This is a genomic window from Kitasatospora sp. NPDC033851 (assembly GCF_055576085.1).
In genome coordinates this window covers 66,343-83,420 of the sequence record NZ_JBVIRL010000006.1, presented here as the reverse complement: position 1 = coordinate 83,420, position 17,078 = coordinate 66,343, and the positions used below count along the sequence as shown (strand labels likewise).

Sequence of the window (17,078 nt, the reverse complement as noted above, 5' to 3'; positions counted from 1 at the left end):
GCCAGGGCCCTCCCCGGGGGCCACTACGCTGGGCCCGTGCCCCGCTTCAGCGTTGTCGTCCCCGTGTACAAGGTCCAGGACTACCTCGCCGAGTGCCTCGACTCGGTGCTCGGCCAGGACGGCCCGGACCTCGAACTGATCGCGGTGGACGACCGCTCCCCGGACGCCTGCGGCACGATGCTGGACGAGGCCGCCGCCGCCGACCCCCGGGTCCGGGTGCTGCACCTGCCGGAGAACGTCGGCCTCGGCCGGGCCCGCAACGCCGGCCTGGACGTCGCCGGCGGGGACTACGTGATCTTCCTCGACAGCGACGACACCCTCACCCCCGGCCTGCTCAAGGCCATCGACGAGCGGCTCGCCGCCACCGGCGACCCGGACGTCCTCGTCTACGACTACGCCCGCACCTACGTCGACGGCCGGACCACCCGGGCCGCCTCCGCCCACGTCTTCGGCGCCGCCTCCCCGGACGTCTTCGACCTCGCCGCCCGCCCCGACCTGCTCGACCTCCTCCAGGTCGTCTGGAACAAGGCCTACCGCCGCGACTTCATCACCGAGCAGCAGCTGGTCTTCCCCGCCGGCTACTACGAGGACACCCCCTGGACGTACCCGGCGCTGCTCGCCGCGAGCCGGATCACCCTCCTCGACCGGATCGGCGTGCACTACCGCCAGCGCCAGGAGGGCGGCAACATCCTGGCCACCGCGAGCCGCAAGCACTTCGACGTCTTCGCCCAGTACGACCTGGTCTTCGCCTTCCTCGACCGCCGCCCCGACCTGGACCACTGGCGCCCGGTCGTCTACGGCCGGATGCTGCACCACCTCAACACCGTGGTCTCCAAGCCCGGCCGGGTCCCGCCCGGCGACCGCCGCGAGTACTTCCGCCGCGCCGCCGCGCACTGCACCCGGCTGCGCCCCGCCGGCTACCGCCCGCCGGCCGGCGTGGACGGCGTACGCACCGAGCTCCTCAGCCACGGCCGCTACGGCGCCTACCAGGCCGTCCGCGCCGTGGCGAAGGCCCGCCGCCTCGTCAAGCGGTAGGCAGGTCAGCCTGATTCGGGCCCGCGCCTGAGGGCCATTCGGGGGACGGGCCGGTATAACCGGTCGGGTGGACTTCCTGACTCGCCTTCCGGCCATCGGCCCGCTCGTCGCCCGGGTGCTGCGCAGCCGCCCGTACCGGGTGTACGAGTACTTCTCCGCCGCCCGCGGCAACCGGCTGGCCGGCGCCGTGACCTTCTTCGGCTTCCTGGCCCTCTTCCCGCTGCTCACCGTGGGCCTGGCGGTCGCCGTCGCGACGCTCAGCGACAGCCGGGTGCACGACCTGCAGACCCGCATCTCCGACCAGCTGCCGGGCCTCTCGGACGCGCTCAACCTGCCGTCCCTGGTGGCCAGCGCGGGCGCGGTCGGGGTGGTCGGCGGGGCGCTGCTGCTGGTCTCCGGCCTCGGCTGGGTGGACACCATGCGCACCTCGATCCGGGACCTGTGGCAGCTCCCCGACGAGGAAAGCAACCCGGTGCTGCGCAAGGCCTGGGACGTCGTGGTGCTGGGCGGCCTCGGCCTGGTGTCGCTGTTCTCCCTCGCCGCCTCCGCCGCCGGGACGACCCTGGCCGGGCGGATCGCCGGCGCGATCGGCCTGGGCAGCGGTTACCTGCTGACCGGCGTCGGCGTCCTGATCGCCATAGGGTGCGACACCCTCCTGTTCGCCTACCTGCTGGCGCCGTTCCCCGGAATCACCGGCCAGCGCCGCCGGGACCTCCTGCAGGGCGCGCTGATCGGCGCGGTCGGCTTCGAACTGCTGAAGCTCCTGCTCGCCTCCTACCTGGGCTCGGTCGCCGGGCGGAGCCTGTACGGGGCCTTCGCCACGCCGGTCGCGCTGCTGCTGTGGATCAACTTCGTCTGCCGGCTGCTGATGTACTGCGTCGCCTGGACCGCGATGGCCGACCCGGCGGCCGCCCGGGAACGGACCAGGGCGCACGGACGGGCCCTGCTGGAGGCCGCCGACGAGGCGGAGGCGCAGGCCGAGAAGGCCGCGGCGCGCCCGGAGAAGGCCGAGGCACACGCGGAGAACGGCAAGGCGCACGCCGAGAACGGCAAGGCCCGGTCCCAGGACTGAGACCGGGCCCGCTCGCTCGACGGGCGGTCAGCCGGCGGAGCGGCGCCGCCGCAGGACCAGCGCGCCGTACCCGACCCCGACCCCGGCCAGCACGACGGCCGACCAGCCGACGAGGCCGAGCCCGTCATCCCCGGCAGCCGCGGGCGCGCCCGCGGTGGCGGGCCCGGTGGCGGCGGGGGAGGGGTGCGGCGGCGGCGCGGGCGCACCGGCCGTGCCGCCGGCCTGGCCCGTCGGCTCGGCGCCACCCGGCGGGACCTCGTCGACCAGCTTGCCGACCGGCTGGACCTTGCCCGCCGCGGCGAAGCCCCAGTCCAGCAGGGCGGCCGTCTCGTCGTACACCTTCTGGTAGCTCGCCGGGTGCATCACCGTCACCAGCAGGGTGCGCCCGTCACGCTCGGCCGCCCCGACGAAGGTCGAGCCGGCGTTGGTGGTGGTGCCGTTCTTCACCCCGATCAGCCCCGGGTACTTGCCCAGCAGCCGGTCGGTGTTGGCGATCCCGAAGCTGCCGCGCTGGCCGGTGTTCTTGTCCACGGCGCCCGGGAACATCGCGTCCCGGGTGGCGCAGTAGCTCCGGAAGTCCGCGTTGCGCAGGCCGGCCCGGGCGAACAGCGACAGGTCGTACGCCGAGGAGACCTGGCCGTCCATGTCGTAACCGTCCGGGGAGACCACCCTGGTGTCCTTCGCCTGCAGCGCCTCGGCGCGCGCCTGCATCTCCGCGACGGTCTGCTGGACGCCGCCGTTCATGTGCGACAGGACGTGCACCGCGTCGTTGCCCGAACTCAGGAACACCCCGCGCCACAGGTCCTCGACCCGGTACTCCAGGTTCTCCTTGATGCCGACCAGGCTGCTGCCGGCGCCGATCCCCTGGATCTCCTCGTCGGCGACCTTGTGCACCGCGTTGCGGTCGAACTTGGGCAGCACGGTGTCCGCGAAGAGGATCTTCAGGGTGCTCGCCGGAGGCAGCTTGAGGTGCGGATTGTAGGACGCCAGCACCTCGCCTGACATCGCGTCGGAGACTATCCAGGACTGGCCGGTGAGGTCGCCCGGCAGCGCGGGGGCGCCCGCCAGCGGGGCGACCTGCACCCCGGGGTTCCCCAGCCGCTCGCCGCCGACCGCGGCCGACGGTGGCGGCTGCTGCGGGGCCGCGACCGCCACCGGGGCGACGAGGAGGACCGGGAGGGCCGCGGTGACCGCGGCGCACAGACGCGCGAACGTGTGAGGGGGTGTGGGCACCAGCAGACCGTACCCATTCCCGACCCCGGGCGTCCGCCACTCCGGGCCCGTCCTCCGCAGGAGGGGCCCGCCGTACGCCGATCGGCGGCCCGCGCATACTGGGGACGCACACCACCTTCACACCCCCGTCGAGGACCACCCATGAAGCTCAGCCGCCGCACCTCCTGGTTCCTGACCGCCTTCGGGGTCTGGTCGATCATCATCTGGACCACCTTCGTCAAGAACCTGTGGAAGGACTCCGGCGGCCAGGCCTTCACCAACGGCGACCACTCCCAGCCCACCGCCTTCTTCTGGGTCCACCTCCTCCTCGCCGTCACCTCCTTCGCCCTCGGCATCGCCGTCGGCACCATCGGCCTCCGCGGCCTCCGCGCCACCCGCCGCACCCCGGCCACCGACTGAAATCCCCGTTGCCGCTGTCAGTCCCCGCTGGCAGGATCGCCACCGCTCGTGCACGTATCGAACAGATCCGCAGACAAGGGTGGGGAATCCTGATGAAGCACGCATATCCGCGCAGGCTCGGGGGGCTGGCCGCGGCGACCGTGGCGGCGGGCCTGCTCGCCACGCCGACGGCGGCGGTGGCCGACACCGCGCCGGACACCACGAGCCCGACGGTCACGGTCTCCTCGCCCGACTTCCCGGCGGGCGGCCCCGCCGCCAAGTACGCGGGGCAGAAGGCGACCTTCGTCCTCAGGACGGCCGACCCGGCCCCGCCCGGCGGGACGGCCTCCGGGGTCGCGTGCGTCCGGTACGGCTGGGGCTACCTCGGGGTCTCCTCCGGCTGCGACGCGCCGGGGTCCGTCCGTCCGGACGCCGACGGCACGGTCACCGTGAACCTCACGATCCTGAACTGGGGCACCAACACCCTCAACGTCGAGGTGACGGACCGCGCGGGCAACACCGGCCGGGCGGGCTTCACCTTCTCCGCCCCCTCGAACCCCAACCCGCCGACGACCCTCGGTGACGTCGACGGGGACGGTGTCGCGGACATCTTGCTGCCGGACGCCCAGGGCAACCTGCAGTACATCGGCGTGAACGCCTCCGACACCACGCCGGCTTCGACGGTCCGTGCGGCCATCGCGCCCGATCGCACCAGCTGGGCCTCGTACCAGGTGGCGCACCGCGGCTGGACCGACCACGCGCCGTCCGCGGACGACTTCTTCGTCCACAAGCCCGGCCAGGGCTACCTCTACCTGTACCGGAACCTCGACTACGGCTCGTTCGGCCAGATGTGGTCCGGCGCCGAGCGGTCGACCGAGTGCGTGGACGGCACCGGGACGGTCGTGGCCTGCCCCGCCGACTATGCCCGCGACTGGTCGAAGGCGGACCAGCTGGTCGCGTTCGGCCCGACCGGCGAGGACTTCGGGCCGTCGCTGCTGACCCTGGAGAACGGCAACCTCTGGCTGCACGCCGGGGGCGACTTCGCCTTCGGCTACCAGCAGGCCCGCAAGCTCACCACCACCGGCACCTGGAACGGCTACGACCTGATCGCCCCCGGCCCGGACGCGGCCGGCGACCTCGCGCTCTGGGCGCGTGACCGGGCCACCGGTGAGCTGCATGCCTACCCCGTCCCGAAGAAGGCCGACGGCACCTTCGACTTCTCCGCCCTCGCCGCCCCGCCGGCGAACGTGGTGGCCACCGGCTTCACTGCCGCCGCCTACCCGACGCTCGGCAGCTCGGGCGACGGTGACGGGGACGGCAAGCCGGACCTGTGGGCCGTCACGGCCGACCGGCACCTGGTGACCTTCGGCGGCTGGGCCGCGCCGAAGGACCTCGGCGCGCTGCGTTAGGGGAACGCGAAGGCCCCCGTCCGATCCGGGGATCGGGCGGGGGCCTTCGCGGTTTCAGGCGGGGGTCAGAAGCGGCGGGTGACCAGCGCCCGCTTCACTTCCTGGATCGCCTTGGTGACCTCGATGCCGCGCGGGCAGGCCTCGGAGCAGTTGAAGGTGGTGCGGCAACGCCACACGCCTTCGCGGTCGTTGAGGATCTCCAGGCGCTGCTCGGCACCCTCGTCGCGCGAGTCGAAGATGAAGCGGTGCGCGTTGACGATGGCGGCCGGGCCGAAGTACTGGCCGTCGTTCCAGAACACGGGGCAGGACGACGTGCACGCGGCGCACAGGATGCACTTGGTGGTGTCGTCGAAGCGCTCGCGGTCCTCGGCGGACTGCAGGCGCTCGCGGGTCGGCTCGTTCCCCTTGGTGATGAGGAACGGCATGACGTCCTTGTACGCCTGGAAGAACGGGTCCATGTCCACGACGAGGTCCTTGAGGACCGTGAGGCCCTTGATGGCCTCGATCGTGATCGGCTTCTCCGGGTCGACGTCCTTGATCAGGGTCTTGCACGCGAGCCGGTTGCGGCCGTTGATCCGCATGGCGTCGGAGCCGCAGATGCCGTGCGCGCAGGAACGGCGGTAGGTGAGGGTGCCGTCCTGCTCCCACTTGATCTTGTTGAGCGCGTCCAGGACGCGCTCCTTCGGGTCCATGGTGAGCTGGTAGTCGACCCACACCGGGTCCGGGTGCTCCTCCGGGTTGAACCGGCGGATCCGGAAGGTGACGGTGATCAGCTGGACACCGCCCGCCTCGACCGCGTCCAGAGCGGCCGAGTGCTTCTCCACAGTCGGAGTGCTCATCAGTACTTACGCTCCATCGGCTGGTAGCGGGTCGTGACGACCGGCTTGTAGTCGAGGCGGATGGAGGTGGTGCCGTCGGCGGCCACCTCCTGGTACGCCATGGTGTGCTGCATGAACTTCACGTCGTCACGGGTCGGGAAGTCCTCGCGGTAGTGGCCGCCGCGGGACTCCTCGCGGGCGAGCGCGGAGACGGCGAGCACCTCGGCCAGGTCGAGCAGGTTGCCCAGCTCGACGGCCTCCAGCAGGTCCGTGTTGTAGCGGAAGCCCTTGTCCTGGATGGCGACGTGCTTGTAGCGCTCGCGCAGTGCGGCGATGTCCTCGACGGCCTGCTTCAGGGTGGCGCCGGTGCGGTAGACCATGGCGTTGGCGTCCATGGTCTCCTGCAGCTCCTTGCGGATCTGCGCGACGGACTCGGTGCCGGTGGACTCGCGGAGGCCGTCGACCAGGGCCTGGACCTTCTCGGCCGGGTTCTCGGGCAGCTCGGTGTAGTCCACGGTCTGCGCGTAGTCGGCGGCGGCGATGCCCGCGCGCTTGCCGAACACGTTGATGTCCAGCAGCGAGTTGGTGCCCAGGCGGTTGGCGCCGTGCACGGACACGCAGGCGACCTCGCCGGCCGCGTACAGGCCGGGGACGACGTCGGTGTTGTTGCGCAGGACCTCACCCTCGACGTTGGTCGGGATGCCGCCCATGGCGTAGTGCGCGGTGGGCTGGATCGGGATCGGGTCCGTGTAGGGCTCGATGCCGAGGTAGGTGCGCGCGAACTCGGTGATGTCGGGGAGCTTGGCGTCGAGCTGCTCCGGCGGCAGGTGGGTGAGGTCCAGGTAGACGTGGTCGCCGTCCGGACCGCAGCCGCGGCCTTCGCGGATCTCGGTGTAGATCGCGCGGGAGCAGACGTCACGGGACGCGAGGTCCTTCATGACGGGGGCGTAGCGCTCCATGAAGCGCTCGCCGTCCTTGTTGCGCAGGATGCCGCCCTCGCCGCGGGCGCCCTCGGTGAGCAGGATGCCCATGCGCCAGATGCCCGTCGGGTGGAACTGGAAGAACTCCATGTCCTCCAGCGGCAGGCCGCGGCGGTACACCAGGGCCTGGCCGTCACCGGTGAGGGTGTGGGCGTTGGAGGAGACCTTGAAGAACTTGCCGGTGCCGCCGGAGGCGAACACGACCGACTTGGCCTGGAAGACGTGGATCTCGCCGGTGGCCAGCTCGTAGGCGACGACGCCGGCCGTCCTGCCCTCGTTGATCAGCAGGTCGAGGACGTAGAACTCGTTGAAGAACTCGACGCCGTGCTTGACGCAGTTCTGGAACAGCGTCTGGAGGATCATGTGGCCGGTGCGGTCGGCCGCGTAGCACGAGCGGCGGACCGGGGCCTCGCCGTGGTTGCGGGAGTGACCGCCGAAGCGGCGCTGGTCGATGCGGCCCTGCTCGGTGCGGGAGAAGGGCAGGCCCATCTTCTCCAGGTCGAGGACGGCGTCGATGGCCTCCTTGCACATGATCTCGGCGGCGTCCTGGTCGACCAGGTAGTCACCGCCCTTGACCGTGTCGAAGGTGTGCCACTCCCAGTTGTCCTCTTCGACGTTGGCGAGGGCGGCGCACATGCCGCCCTGGGCCGCGCCGGTGTGGGACCGGGTCGGGTAGAGCTTGGTCAGGACGGCGGTGCGGCTGCGCTGCGTGGACTCGATGGCCGCGCGCATGCCGGCGCCGCCGGCGCCGACGATGACGGTGTCGTACTGGTGAATCTGCATGGGGGGTTAACTCGCCTCTGGCCTCTGCCGATGGTCGATGGTGCTCGCGGCTCAGATGTTGGGGTCGAAGGTGAAGATCACCAGGGTGCCCAGCAGCACGGTGAAGACCGTGGCGGTACCCATGAGTCCCTTGAGCCAGAGCCGGGTCGAGTCCTTCTCGGCGTAGTCGTTGATGACCTGACGCATGCCGTTGGCGCCGTGCAGCATGGCGAGCCAGAGCATCAGGAGGTCCCAGCCCTGCCAGAACGGCGAGGCCCAGCGGCCGGCCACGAAGGCGAAGCCGATCTTGGAGACGCCACCGTCGAGCATCAGCATGATGATCAGGTGGCCGAGGATCAGGGCGACCAGGACGACACCGGACAGGCGCATGAAGAGCCAGGCCAGCATCTCGAAGTTGGTGCGGGTGCGGCGCGGGGTCTTCTTGGTCCGCTGGCGCGGCGGCTCGATGACGAAGGCGTCGGCGGGGTTGCCGGTGCCGAGGCCCTTGCCGGTGTGCGCCTGCTTGGAGGGGACGACGATGGCGTCGGAGATTTCCGTGGACATGTGTCAGCTCACTTCCCGAACCAGGAGATCAGCGTGTGCTGCAGGATCCCGTAGAAGGAGCCGGCCATCAGGAGCACCCAGACTCCGACCACGGTCCAGAGCATCTGCTTCTGGTACTTCGGGCCCTTGGACCAGAAGTCGACCGCGACGACGCGCAGGCCGTTCAGGGCGTGGAACAGGATGGCGGCCACCAGGCCGTACTCCATCAGGTTCACGAGGGGAGTCTTGTACGTCTGAATGACGGTGTCGTAGGACTCCGGCGACACTCGCACGAGGGCGGTGTCCAGGACGTGGGCGAACAGGAAGAAGAAGATGAGGACGCCGGTGACTCGATGAGCCACCCAGCTCCACATGCCTTCCCGGCCGCGGTACAGCGTTCCAGCCGGCACGGAAAAACCCTCCGGAAGCGGATTGGGGGCTCGGCCGGCTTCGGTGTCGGTCAGCCCGGCCGGGTACGGTCCACCGGCCGCGAGCATCCTATCGACGCCTTCTCCCGTGCCGCCTCCGGGGGCCCCAGGTGTGATCAATCAGGCACTTCTGGCCTAGTGGGGCGGGAACCGGGGCGGAGTTCGCCACTCCGAGTGGCGACATGGTCGCGCCCCGCACATGAGGGTGCGGGGCGCGGCGGTCAGGCTTCATTCGCAATTCACCCGTACGGGCGGTTTCGCCCCCCGGATGTGCGGCGGGCGGGGGGCGGCTCAGTGCGCTCCGGCCTCCGAATGGGTGGCGACCAGGTGTTCCAGCCGGGTCAGGGCGATCCGGCGGAGCTCGTCCGCCGCGATCAGCCGCTCCTCGTCCGGGTCGTTGGCCAGTCGGATGCGGATGGAGGAGAGCACGGTGTCGAGCATCTCCTCCGGGGCGACGCTCTCCAGGCAGACCACGAAGACGTGGCCGAACCGGGCCTCGTACGCGGCGTGCGCCGCCCGCAGCGCGGTGTGCGCGGCCTGGCTGCCGGGAGCCCGCATGCCGAGCAGCGGCTGCGGCATCCAGCTCTCGTCCGCCAGCGCCTCGGCGAGGTCGGCCGGGCGGAGGTCGTAGGAGGCCTCGCTGGCGGCGGCCAGCAGGGACTCTATGTCGGGGTACGGCCGGTGTGCGGTGAGCCGCAGGGCCCAGCGGCGGCTGCCGCAGCAGGCCAGGAGGGCCTCCTCGGCGGCGCCGGCGTCGGCCTCGTTGAAGCGGTGCAACCCGAGGAGGGTCGGCTCTGTTCTGACGTCGAGCCGCTGTGACGGGATGTCGCTGGCCAGCGGGTCCTCCTCGTGAGGGCGGGAAGGTGCCGGTGAAGCAGGGGTGGTGAAGCAGATGAAGTATGGGGCTGCGGAGAGGCGCTCGGCGCCGGTGGGGCAGCGTCTCAAAGGTAGTTGAGGCGTCATCAGTTGGGGAGGGCGCGCGCCGAATTCATCCGGACGAGCTATCAAGTTGTGACGTTGACACCTTCGCGTCAGCGCCCTCCCCGCGTTCATCTGCTAATCGCACGGCCTGCCGGGCCGCCCGGGCCAAGGTGCGGGCTCAGGTGCGGGCTCAGGTGCAGCGGGTGCCCGCGGCCGGCATGGTGCCCTCGGTCAGGTAGGCCTCCATGGCCCGGTCGATGCAGGTGTTGCCCTTGCCGAAGGCGCCGTGGCCCTCGCCGACCCGGGTGAGCAGGGTGGCGTTGGCGAAGCCCTTGGCCAGGGACTCGGCCGAGGCGTACGGGGTGGCCGGGTCCCCGGTGGAGCCGACCACCAGGATCGGGGCGCTGCCCTCGGCCCGGACGGTGTGCGGCTTCTCCTGGGTCTTGAACGGCCAGTAGGCGCAGCCGGGCTCGCTGTAGTCGTCCACCGTGACGCCCTTGGACAGCAGCGGCGCCTCGGCGAGCAGCCGGTCCACCGCGGCCCTGGCGTGTTCGGGGGTGGGCGCGGGGCGGGCGGTGTCGGCGCAGCCGATCGCGGCGTTGGCCTCCTCCATGGGGCTGTAGTGGCCCTTCTCGTCGCGGCCGTCGTACTCGTCGGCGAAGGCCAGCAGCAGGTCCCCGCGCTTCATCGTCATCGCCATGCCCAGGCCGGCCCGCAGGTACTGCCAGGAGGTCTTCTCGTCGCCGTAGAGCATCTGGATGGTGCCGGTCCAGGCCAGGTCGCGGCCGAGCTTGCGGCCGTCCTTGGCGGTCAGCGGGCTGTCGTGCAGGCTGTCCAGGAAGTCGGCGGCCTTCTTGGCGGCCGCGTTCCGGTCCTTGCCGAGCGGGCACTCGGCGGCGTGGTTCTCGACGCAGTCGGCGGCGAAGCGCTCGAAGGACTTCTCGAAGCCGACCTGCTGGTCGACGCCGTGGTCCAGGCTGTCCTCGGCCGGGTCGACGGCGCCGTCCAGGATCAGTCGGCCGGTGTTCTGCGGGAACTCCTCGGCGTAGAGCGCGCCGAGGTAGGTGCCGTAGGAGATGCCCAGGTAGTTGAGCTTCCGGTCGCCGACGACGCCGCGCAGCACGTCCAGGTCGCGGGCGGTGTTGCGGGTGCCGACGAAGGGCAGCAGCTTGCCGGACTTGGCCTGGCAGGCGGCGGCGTGGTCGGTGGACTGCTTGATCTGCGCGGCCTTGCGCTCGGCCGGGTCCAGCGGCTCGTCCAGCTGGTTGACGGCGTCGTGCTGCTTGTCGTCGTAGCAGACGACCGGCGAGCTGCCGCCGGTGCCGCGGGGGTCGAAGCCGATCACGTCGAAGCGGTTGTGCAGGGCGCCGACGAAGTCCTTGGCGCCGTACTCGACCATCTCGACGCCGGAGCCGCCGGGGCCGCCCGGGTTGACCATCAGCGAGCCGATCCGCTGGTCCGGCTTGGCGGCCGGGTACTTGATCAGCGCGAGGTCGATCGCGTCGGTGGCGGGGTTGGCGTAGTCGAGCGGGACGTGCAGCTTGCCGCACTTCATCCCGGAGGTGTCGATCTTGGCCTTCTCGGCCTGGGGGTCGGCCGGGCAGTCCGCCCAGGTGATCTGCTGGCCGTAGAAGGGCTTGAGGGCCGGGTCGGCCTCACCGGTGGCCTTGGCGGTCGGCGCCGGGGTGGCCGTGCCCGAGGCGGCGGCGGGCGCGGAGGTGCCGGCGGCCTTGTCCTGGGCCGGCTTGGCGGTGTCGTCGCAGGCGGTGGTGAGGAGGAGGGTGCCTGCCGCCACGGCGGTCAGCAGGACTCGTGGGCGGGCGGCCCGGAAGGTTCTCATCGCACGTGTGTACCACTGGGTGGTGACGCGTTCGATCATGGCCCTCCCGTGCCGAGTCGATCGGTCGCCTCCGGGCGCCCGCCCGGCCCGGTCAGCCCCGGTGGACCTTGTGGTTGGCGGCCTGCGCCCGGGGGCGGACCACCAGCAGGTCGATGTTCACGTGCGAGGGCCGGGTGACCGTCCAGGCCACGGTGTCCGCGACGTCCTCCGAGGTCAGCGGCTCGGCCACGCCCGCGTACACCGCGGCCGCCTTCTCCTCGTCGCCGCGGAAGCGGGTGATCGCGAAGCCCTCGGACTTCACCATGCCGGGCGCGATCTCGATCACCCGGATCGGCTCTCCGCACAGCTCAAGCCGCAGCGTGGCCGCGATGGTGTGCGCGGCGTGCTTGGCGGCGACGTACCCGCCGCCGCCCTCGTACGCGGTCAGCGCGGCGGTCGAGGAGAGCACCAGCACCGTGCCGTCGCCGGTGGCCCGCAGGGCCGGCAGCAGCGCCTGCGTCATGTGCAGCACGCCGAGCACGTTCACCTCGTACATGGCCCGCCAGTCGGCCGGGTCGCCGTGCTCGACGGTCTCGGCGCCGATCGCGCCGCCGGCGTTGTTCACCAGGACGTCCACCCGGCCGACCTCGGCCGCGAAGGCGTCCACGGCGGCCCGGTCGGTGACGTCCAGCGGGTACGCCCGGCCGCCGATCTCCTTGGCCAGCGCCTCGATCCGCTCGGTGCGGCGGGCGGTCACCACCACGTCGAAGCCCTCGGCCGCCAGCCGGCGGGCGGTCGCCGCGCCGATTCCACTGCTGGCACCGGTGACCACGGCCACCTTCTGCTCGGTCATTGCCACTCCCTGGGGCTCATCGGTCGTTCACCCGATCATCTCAACCGCGTCGGCGCCCCGGCCGACCGCCCGCGTCCTACATTGCGAGGACCCGTGCCCGCCGATCCCCTGGAGGGACCCATGGCAGCCGATCCGCGCCGCGCCGAGTCGGGCCGCGCCCCGGAACCAGCCCGGCTTTCCGAATCAGGCCTCCCGATCGAGCCGCTGTACGGCCCCGAGGCACTGGCCGGCTGGGACCCCGCGACCCGCCTGGGCCGCCCCGGGGAGTACCCGTACACCCGGGGCGTCTACCCGACCATGTACACCGGCCGGCCCTGGACGATGCGCCAGTACGCGGGCTTCGGCACCGCCGCCGAGTCCAACGCCCGCTACCGGCAGCTGATCGCGGGCGGCGGCACCGGCCTGTCGGTCGCCTTCGACCTGCCCACCCAGATGGGCTACGACTCGGACGCCCCGCTCGCGGCCGGGGAGGTCGGCAAGGTGGGCGTGGCGGTGGACAGCGTCGAGGACATGGCGGTGCTGTTCGACGGCATCCCGCTCGGCGAGGTCTCCACCTCGATGACCATCAACGCGCCCGCCGCCCTGCTCCTGCTCCTCTACCGACTGGTGGGCGAGGCCCAGGGCGTGGCGCCGTCGGCGCTCACCGGCACCGTCCAGAACGACGTGCTGAAGGAGTACATCGCCCGCGGCACGTACATCTTCCCGCCACAGCCCTCGCTGCGGCTGGTCGCCGACGTGTTCCGGTACTGCCGGGCCGAGATCCCGCGCTGGAACACCATCTCCATCTCCGGCTACCACATGGCCGAGGCCGGGGCCGACCCCGCGCAGGAGATCGCCTTCACCCTGGCCAACGGCATCGCCTACGTCCGGACCGCGATCGCCGCCGGGATGGCCGTGGACGACTTCGCGCCCCGGCTCTCGTTCTTCTTCGTGGCCCGGACGACCCTTCTGGAGGAAGTGGCCAAGTTCCGTGCCGCGCGCCGGATGTGGGCCAGAGTCATGCGCGAGGAGTTCGGCGCGCAGGACCCGCGCTCGCAGATGCTGCGCTTCCACACCCAGACCGCCGGGGTGCAGCTCACCGCCCAGCAACCCGAGGTCAACCTGGCCCGGGTCACCGTGCAGGCGCTCGCCGCGGTGCTCGGCGGCACCCAGTCGCTGCACACGAACAGCTACGACGAGGCGATCGCGCTGCCCACCGAGAAGGCCGCCCGACTCGCCCTGCGCACCCAGCAGGTGCTCGCCCACGAGAGTGACGTGACCGCCACCGTCGACCCGTTCGCCGGGTCGTACGCCGTCGAGTCGCTCACCGACGAGGTGGAGGCCGCCGCGCTGGCGCTGATGGCCCGGATCGAGGACCGGGGCGGTGCGGTGGCCGCGATCGAGCAGGGCTTCCAGAAGGGCGAGATCGAACGCACCGCCTACCGCGTCCAGCAGGAGACCGACTCCGGCGAGCGGACCGTGGTCGGCGTCAACCGCTTCCGGATGGACACGGAGGAGCCGTACCAGCCGCTGCGGGTGGACCCGGCGATCGAACGGCAGCAGGCCGGCCGGCTGGCCCGGCTGCGGGCCGACCGCTCGGCCGGCGCCGTCACCCGGGCCCTGGACGCGCTGCGCCGCACCGCCGAGGGGCCGGACAACGTGCTGTACCCGATGAAGGAGGCGCTGGCCGCCCGGGCCACCGTCGGCGAGGTGTGCGACGCGCTGCGCGAGGTGTGGGGGACGTACGCCCCGGTGGAGCGCTTCTGAGATCCGCGGTTCCGGGATTCGCCTGAACGGCCGTCAACGGCCGGTCGCCGTTCAGGACGTGGCGGCCGTGACCACCGGCCGGTGTGATCGTTGCACAGGGCAAGCAACCCGGGGAAGGCGGCTGAAACGAGATGTCATACCCACCTGTCCGGCCGGTATGCGCCCATCTGGGGACTAATTTTCCGGAAGTCGGGCCAAAACCCCCCAACAGGCCTACGCTTGGGGAGATGAACCGTCCTGAGCCCGCTCAGCCGGGCGCCACTCTCGCCGCCGCACGCCCCGCTGTCGAACTGCGCGACCGGGTCAGGGCGCTGGAGCCCGAGCTGATCGCCTTCCGCCGTGATCTGCACCGGCATCCGGAACTGGGTCGACAGGAGTTCCGTACCACCGGGCTGCTGCGCGACCGGCTGGTGGCGGCCGGCCTCGAACCCCGGGTGCTGCCCGGCGGCACCGGCCTGCTCGTCGACATCGTCCCGGCCGGCATCGCCCCGGGCGCCGAGTTCCTGGCCTTCCGCGCCGACATCGACGCGCTGCCGATCGACGACGCCAAGACCGACGTGCCGTACCGCTCGACCGTCCCCGGCCGGGCCCACGCCTGCGGCCACGACGTGCACACCTCGGTGCTGCTCGGCGCCGGCCTGGTGCTGGCCGAGGCCGCCCGCACCGGTGAGCTGCGCCGACCGGTCCGGCTGATCTTCCAGCCGGCCGAGGAGGTCATGCCGGGGGGCGCGTTGGACGTGATCAAGGCCGGCGGGATGGACGGCGTCGGCCGGATCTTCGCGGTGCACTGCGACCCGAAGGTGGAGGTCGGCCGGATCGCCCTGCGCACGGGGGCGATCACCTCGGCCTGCGACCGCCTGGTGCTGCACCTGGACGGCCCCGGCGGGCACACCGCCCGCCCGCACCTGACCACCGACCTGGTGACCGCGGTGGCCCGGATGGCCGCCGACCTGCCCGGCGCGCTGGCCCGCCGGATGGACCCGCGCTGGGGCGTCAGTCTGGTCTGGGGCCGGATCGCCTCCGGCTCCGCGCCCAACGTCATCCCGCAGCACGCCGAACTGGAGGGCACCGTCCGCTGCCTGGAGCTGGACGGCTGGCGCGAGGCGCCGGACCTGCTGCACGAGCTGATCGCCAAGCTCGCCGAGACCTACCGGGCCAAGTGGACGCTGGACTACCACCGCGGGGTGCCGCCGGTGGTCAACGAGGCGGTCTCGGTCGCGCAGCTGGACGAGGTGATGCACGCGCGATTCGGGCGCGAGGGTTCTGTGGTGGTCGAGGGCACCGAGCAGAGTCTGGGGGGCGAGGACTTCTCCTGGTACCTGGAGCACGCCCCGGGCGCGCTGGCCCGGCTGGGCGTCCGAGCCCCCGGTGACACCACCGTCCGTGACCTGCACCAGGGCCGGTTCGACGTGGACGAGCGGGCGATCGGCATCGGTGCCGAGCTGTTCGTGGCGCTGGCGCTGGAGGCGGACGGCGACCGAGGGAACGGCTGAGGGAGCAGCTGAGCGCGCGACTGGGGCCGCCTCCGCGGGCCGGGTGGCCGACACGTGGGCGGATCGTCGGGATCCGGGGTTCGGGAACGGTTCCGTAAACTGGGCCGAACCAATCTCGGATCACCGTCCGTGGAGGAGGAAAGAGTCTCGGGGCGGGCGTCAGACCACGGTTTGATAACAACCCGAATGCTCTGGCACCCCGTAACACAACCGTGTTCTACGCGCGTTACGGTGGCGTCCGACCACGCCAAACGGTTGCGTGTCAGAAGGAGAAACTCCCTTGCGCCGTTCAATGAAGCTCGCCGCGGTTGTGCTCTCGGGTTCCCTGGGCATGGCCTCGCTCGCCGCTTGCGGCGCAAAGAGCACCGACAGCACCTCTTCTTCCGCCTCGGGCGACGGTTCGCTCAAGGTCGGCATGGCCTACGACATCGGCGGCCGCGGCGACCAGTCGTTCAACGACTCCGCCGCCCGCGGTCTCGACAAGGCCAAGGCCGACCTGGGTGCCTCCGTCACCGAGGCCGAGGCCAAGACCGGTGAGGCCGAGGCCGACAAGGAGACCCGCCTCAAGAACCTGGTCGACGCCGGCTACAAGACCATCATCGCGGTCGGCTTCGTCTACCAGCCGGCGGTCAACAAGATCGCCAAGGACAACCCGAACGTGAAGTTCGCGATCATCGACTCGAACGACAAGGACCAGCCGTCCAACGTCACCTCGCTGCTCTTCGCCGAGCAGGAGGGTTCGTACCTGGCCGGTGTCGCCGCCGCCAACAAGTCGAAGGCCCACCACATCGGTTTCATCGGTGGTGTGCAGTCCGAGCTGATCAAGAAGTTCCAGGCCGGTTACGAGGCGGGTGCCAAGTCCGTCGACCCGAACATCGTGATCGAGACCACCTACCTGACCACGCCCCCGGACTTCACCGGCTTCAACTCGCCCGACAAGGGCAAGGAAGCCGCGCAGGGCCAGCTCGACAAGGGCGCGGACATCATCTACTCCGCCGCCGGCTCCTCCGGCAACGGCGCCATCGAGGCCGTCGCCAACAAGCAGGGCGCCCTGGCCATCGGTGTCGACTCCGACCAGGCCGCCCAGCCGGCCCTGGCGAAGTACAAGAACAGCATCATGACCTCGATGGTCAAGAACGTCGACAACGCGGTCTACGCGTACATCGACTCGGTCAAGAAGGGCAACGCCTTCACCGGGATCAAGCTCTTCGACCTGAAGGCCGACGGTGTCTCCCTCGCCACCACCGGTGGCAAGATCGACGACATCCAGGACAAGCTGAAGGCCGCCGCCGACGCCATCAAGAGCGGCGCCACCACCATCCCGACCGCGCCGGCCAAGTAAGGCCGCGCGTCTCGGACGCGACAGCGCCTGCCGCCTGCCCGGCAGCGCGATGATCGACACAGTTCACGGGAGGGGCCCGGCAGGGTGCGCTCAACGCGTACCCCCGGGCCCCGTTCCGTCCCCCCGTTTCCCCCCTTGGCCCTCCGAGCGCAACGACGCGCCTCCAGACCACCAGGAGACCGCCATCACCGCATCCGACCCCGTCCCCCTGCGCAAGGACGGCACCCCCAGCGCGGGGACGGCGAC

Annotated in this window: 15 protein-coding genes; 7 read left to right on the top strand and 8 right to left on the bottom strand. The window is 71.3% G+C overall.

Features of this window, described 5'->3' with window-relative positions; genetic code table 11:
• Positions 1-36 precede the first annotated feature (36 nt).
• Positions 37-1,035, top strand: coding sequence for a glycosyltransferase family 2 protein (locus ACZ51D_RS13945; protein ID WP_465616266.1), 999 nt, complete (start codon positions 37-39; stop codon positions 1,033-1,035).
• 67 nt (positions 1,036-1,102) lie between these two features.
• Positions 1,103-2,107: a YihY/virulence factor BrkB family protein gene (locus ACZ51D_RS13940; RefSeq protein ID WP_465616268.1), complete on the top strand. Its 1,005-nt coding sequence runs from the start codon at positions 1,103-1,105 to the stop codon at positions 2,105-2,107.
• 27 nt (positions 2,108-2,134) lie between these two features.
• On the opposite strand, the gene ACZ51D_RS13935 is transcribed toward ACZ51D_RS13940, so the two are convergent.
• Positions 2,135-3,340, bottom strand: coding sequence for a D-alanyl-D-alanine carboxypeptidase family protein (locus tag ACZ51D_RS13935; RefSeq protein ID WP_465616270.1), 1,206 nt, complete (start codon positions 3,338-3,340; stop codon positions 2,135-2,137).
• A 141-nt stretch (positions 3,341-3,481) separates the two neighbouring features.
• On the opposite strand from ACZ51D_RS13935, the gene ACZ51D_RS13930 reads away from it, so the two are divergent.
• The gene (locus ACZ51D_RS13930; RefSeq protein ID WP_030059128.1) at positions 3,482-3,739 is read left to right on the top strand and encodes an SCO4848 family membrane protein; all 258 of its coding nucleotides are present in this window, start codon (positions 3,482-3,484) and stop codon (positions 3,737-3,739) included.
• A 92-nt stretch (positions 3,740-3,831) separates the two neighbouring features.
• On the top strand, positions 3,832-5,127 hold the full coding sequence (locus tag ACZ51D_RS13925; protein ID WP_465662401.1) for a hypothetical protein: 1,296 nt from the start codon (positions 3,832-3,834) through the stop codon (positions 5,125-5,127).
• Positions 5,128-5,192: 65 nt separating this feature from the next.
• On the opposite strand, the gene ACZ51D_RS13920 is transcribed toward ACZ51D_RS13925, so the two are convergent.
• From ACZ51D_RS13920 to ACZ51D_RS13890, 7 genes are all read right to left on the bottom strand, one after another.
• Positions 5,193-5,966: a succinate dehydrogenase iron-sulfur subunit gene (locus tag ACZ51D_RS13920; RefSeq protein ID WP_360495214.1), complete on the bottom strand. Its 774-nt coding sequence runs from the start codon at positions 5,964-5,966 to the stop codon at positions 5,193-5,195.
• The gene (sdhA, locus tag ACZ51D_RS13915; protein ID WP_360495217.1) at positions 5,966-7,708 is read right to left on the bottom strand and encodes a succinate dehydrogenase flavoprotein subunit; all 1,743 of its coding nucleotides are present in this window, start codon (positions 7,706-7,708) and stop codon (positions 5,966-5,968) included. The genes ACZ51D_RS13920 and sdhA overlap by 1 nt, the downstream gene beginning before the upstream one ends.
• 51 nt (positions 7,709-7,759) lie before the next feature.
• Positions 7,760-8,251 (bottom strand): succinate dehydrogenase, hydrophobic membrane anchor protein, encoded by a 492-nt coding sequence (sdhD, locus tag ACZ51D_RS13910; protein ID WP_360495220.1) that lies wholly within the window; start codon positions 8,249-8,251, stop codon positions 7,760-7,762.
• An 8-nt stretch (positions 8,252-8,259) separates the two neighbouring features.
• Positions 8,260-8,640, bottom strand: a complete 381-nt coding sequence (sdhC, locus tag ACZ51D_RS13905) for a succinate dehydrogenase, cytochrome b556 subunit (RefSeq protein ID WP_189916136.1) — start codon at positions 8,638-8,640, stop codon at positions 8,260-8,262.
• Positions 8,641-8,949: 309 nt separating this feature from the next.
• On the bottom strand, positions 8,950-9,435 hold the full coding sequence (locus ACZ51D_RS13900; RefSeq protein WP_465616274.1) for a 2-oxo-4-hydroxy-4-carboxy-5-ureidoimidazoline decarboxylase: 486 nt from the start codon (positions 9,433-9,435) through the stop codon (positions 8,950-8,952).
• 334 nt (positions 9,436-9,769) lie between these two features.
• On the bottom strand, positions 9,770-11,419 hold the full coding sequence (locus tag ACZ51D_RS13895) for an alpha/beta hydrolase (RefSeq protein WP_465616276.1): 1,650 nt from the start codon (positions 11,417-11,419) through the stop codon (positions 9,770-9,772).
• Between the two features lie 91 nt (positions 11,420-11,510).
• Complete coding sequence (locus ACZ51D_RS13890) at positions 11,511-12,251, bottom strand: SDR family oxidoreductase (protein WP_360495229.1); 741 nt, start codon at positions 12,249-12,251, stop codon at positions 11,511-11,513.
• A gap of 120 nt (positions 12,252-12,371) precedes the next feature.
• Between ACZ51D_RS13890 and ACZ51D_RS13885 the strand changes: the two genes are divergently transcribed.
• The 3 genes from ACZ51D_RS13885 to ACZ51D_RS13875 all read left to right on the top strand — a co-directional run bounded on the left by ACZ51D_RS13885 (position 12,372) and on the right by ACZ51D_RS13875 (position 16,832).
• Positions 12,372-13,997, top strand: a complete 1,626-nt coding sequence (locus ACZ51D_RS13885) for an acyl-CoA mutase large subunit family protein (protein ID WP_360495231.1) — start codon at positions 12,372-12,374, stop codon at positions 13,995-13,997.
• A gap of 227 nt (positions 13,998-14,224) precedes the next feature.
• Complete coding sequence (locus tag ACZ51D_RS13880) at positions 14,225-15,490, top strand: amidohydrolase (RefSeq protein ID WP_465616278.1); 1,266 nt, start codon at positions 14,225-14,227, stop codon at positions 15,488-15,490.
• A gap of 280 nt (positions 15,491-15,770) precedes the next feature.
• Positions 15,771-16,832 carry a BMP family lipoprotein gene (locus ACZ51D_RS13875; RefSeq protein ID WP_465616280.1) on the top strand — a complete coding sequence of 354 codons (1,062 nt, stop codon included), beginning with the start codon at positions 15,771-15,773 and terminating at the stop codon, positions 16,830-16,832.
• The last annotated feature ends 246 nt before the right edge of the window (positions 16,833-17,078 follow it).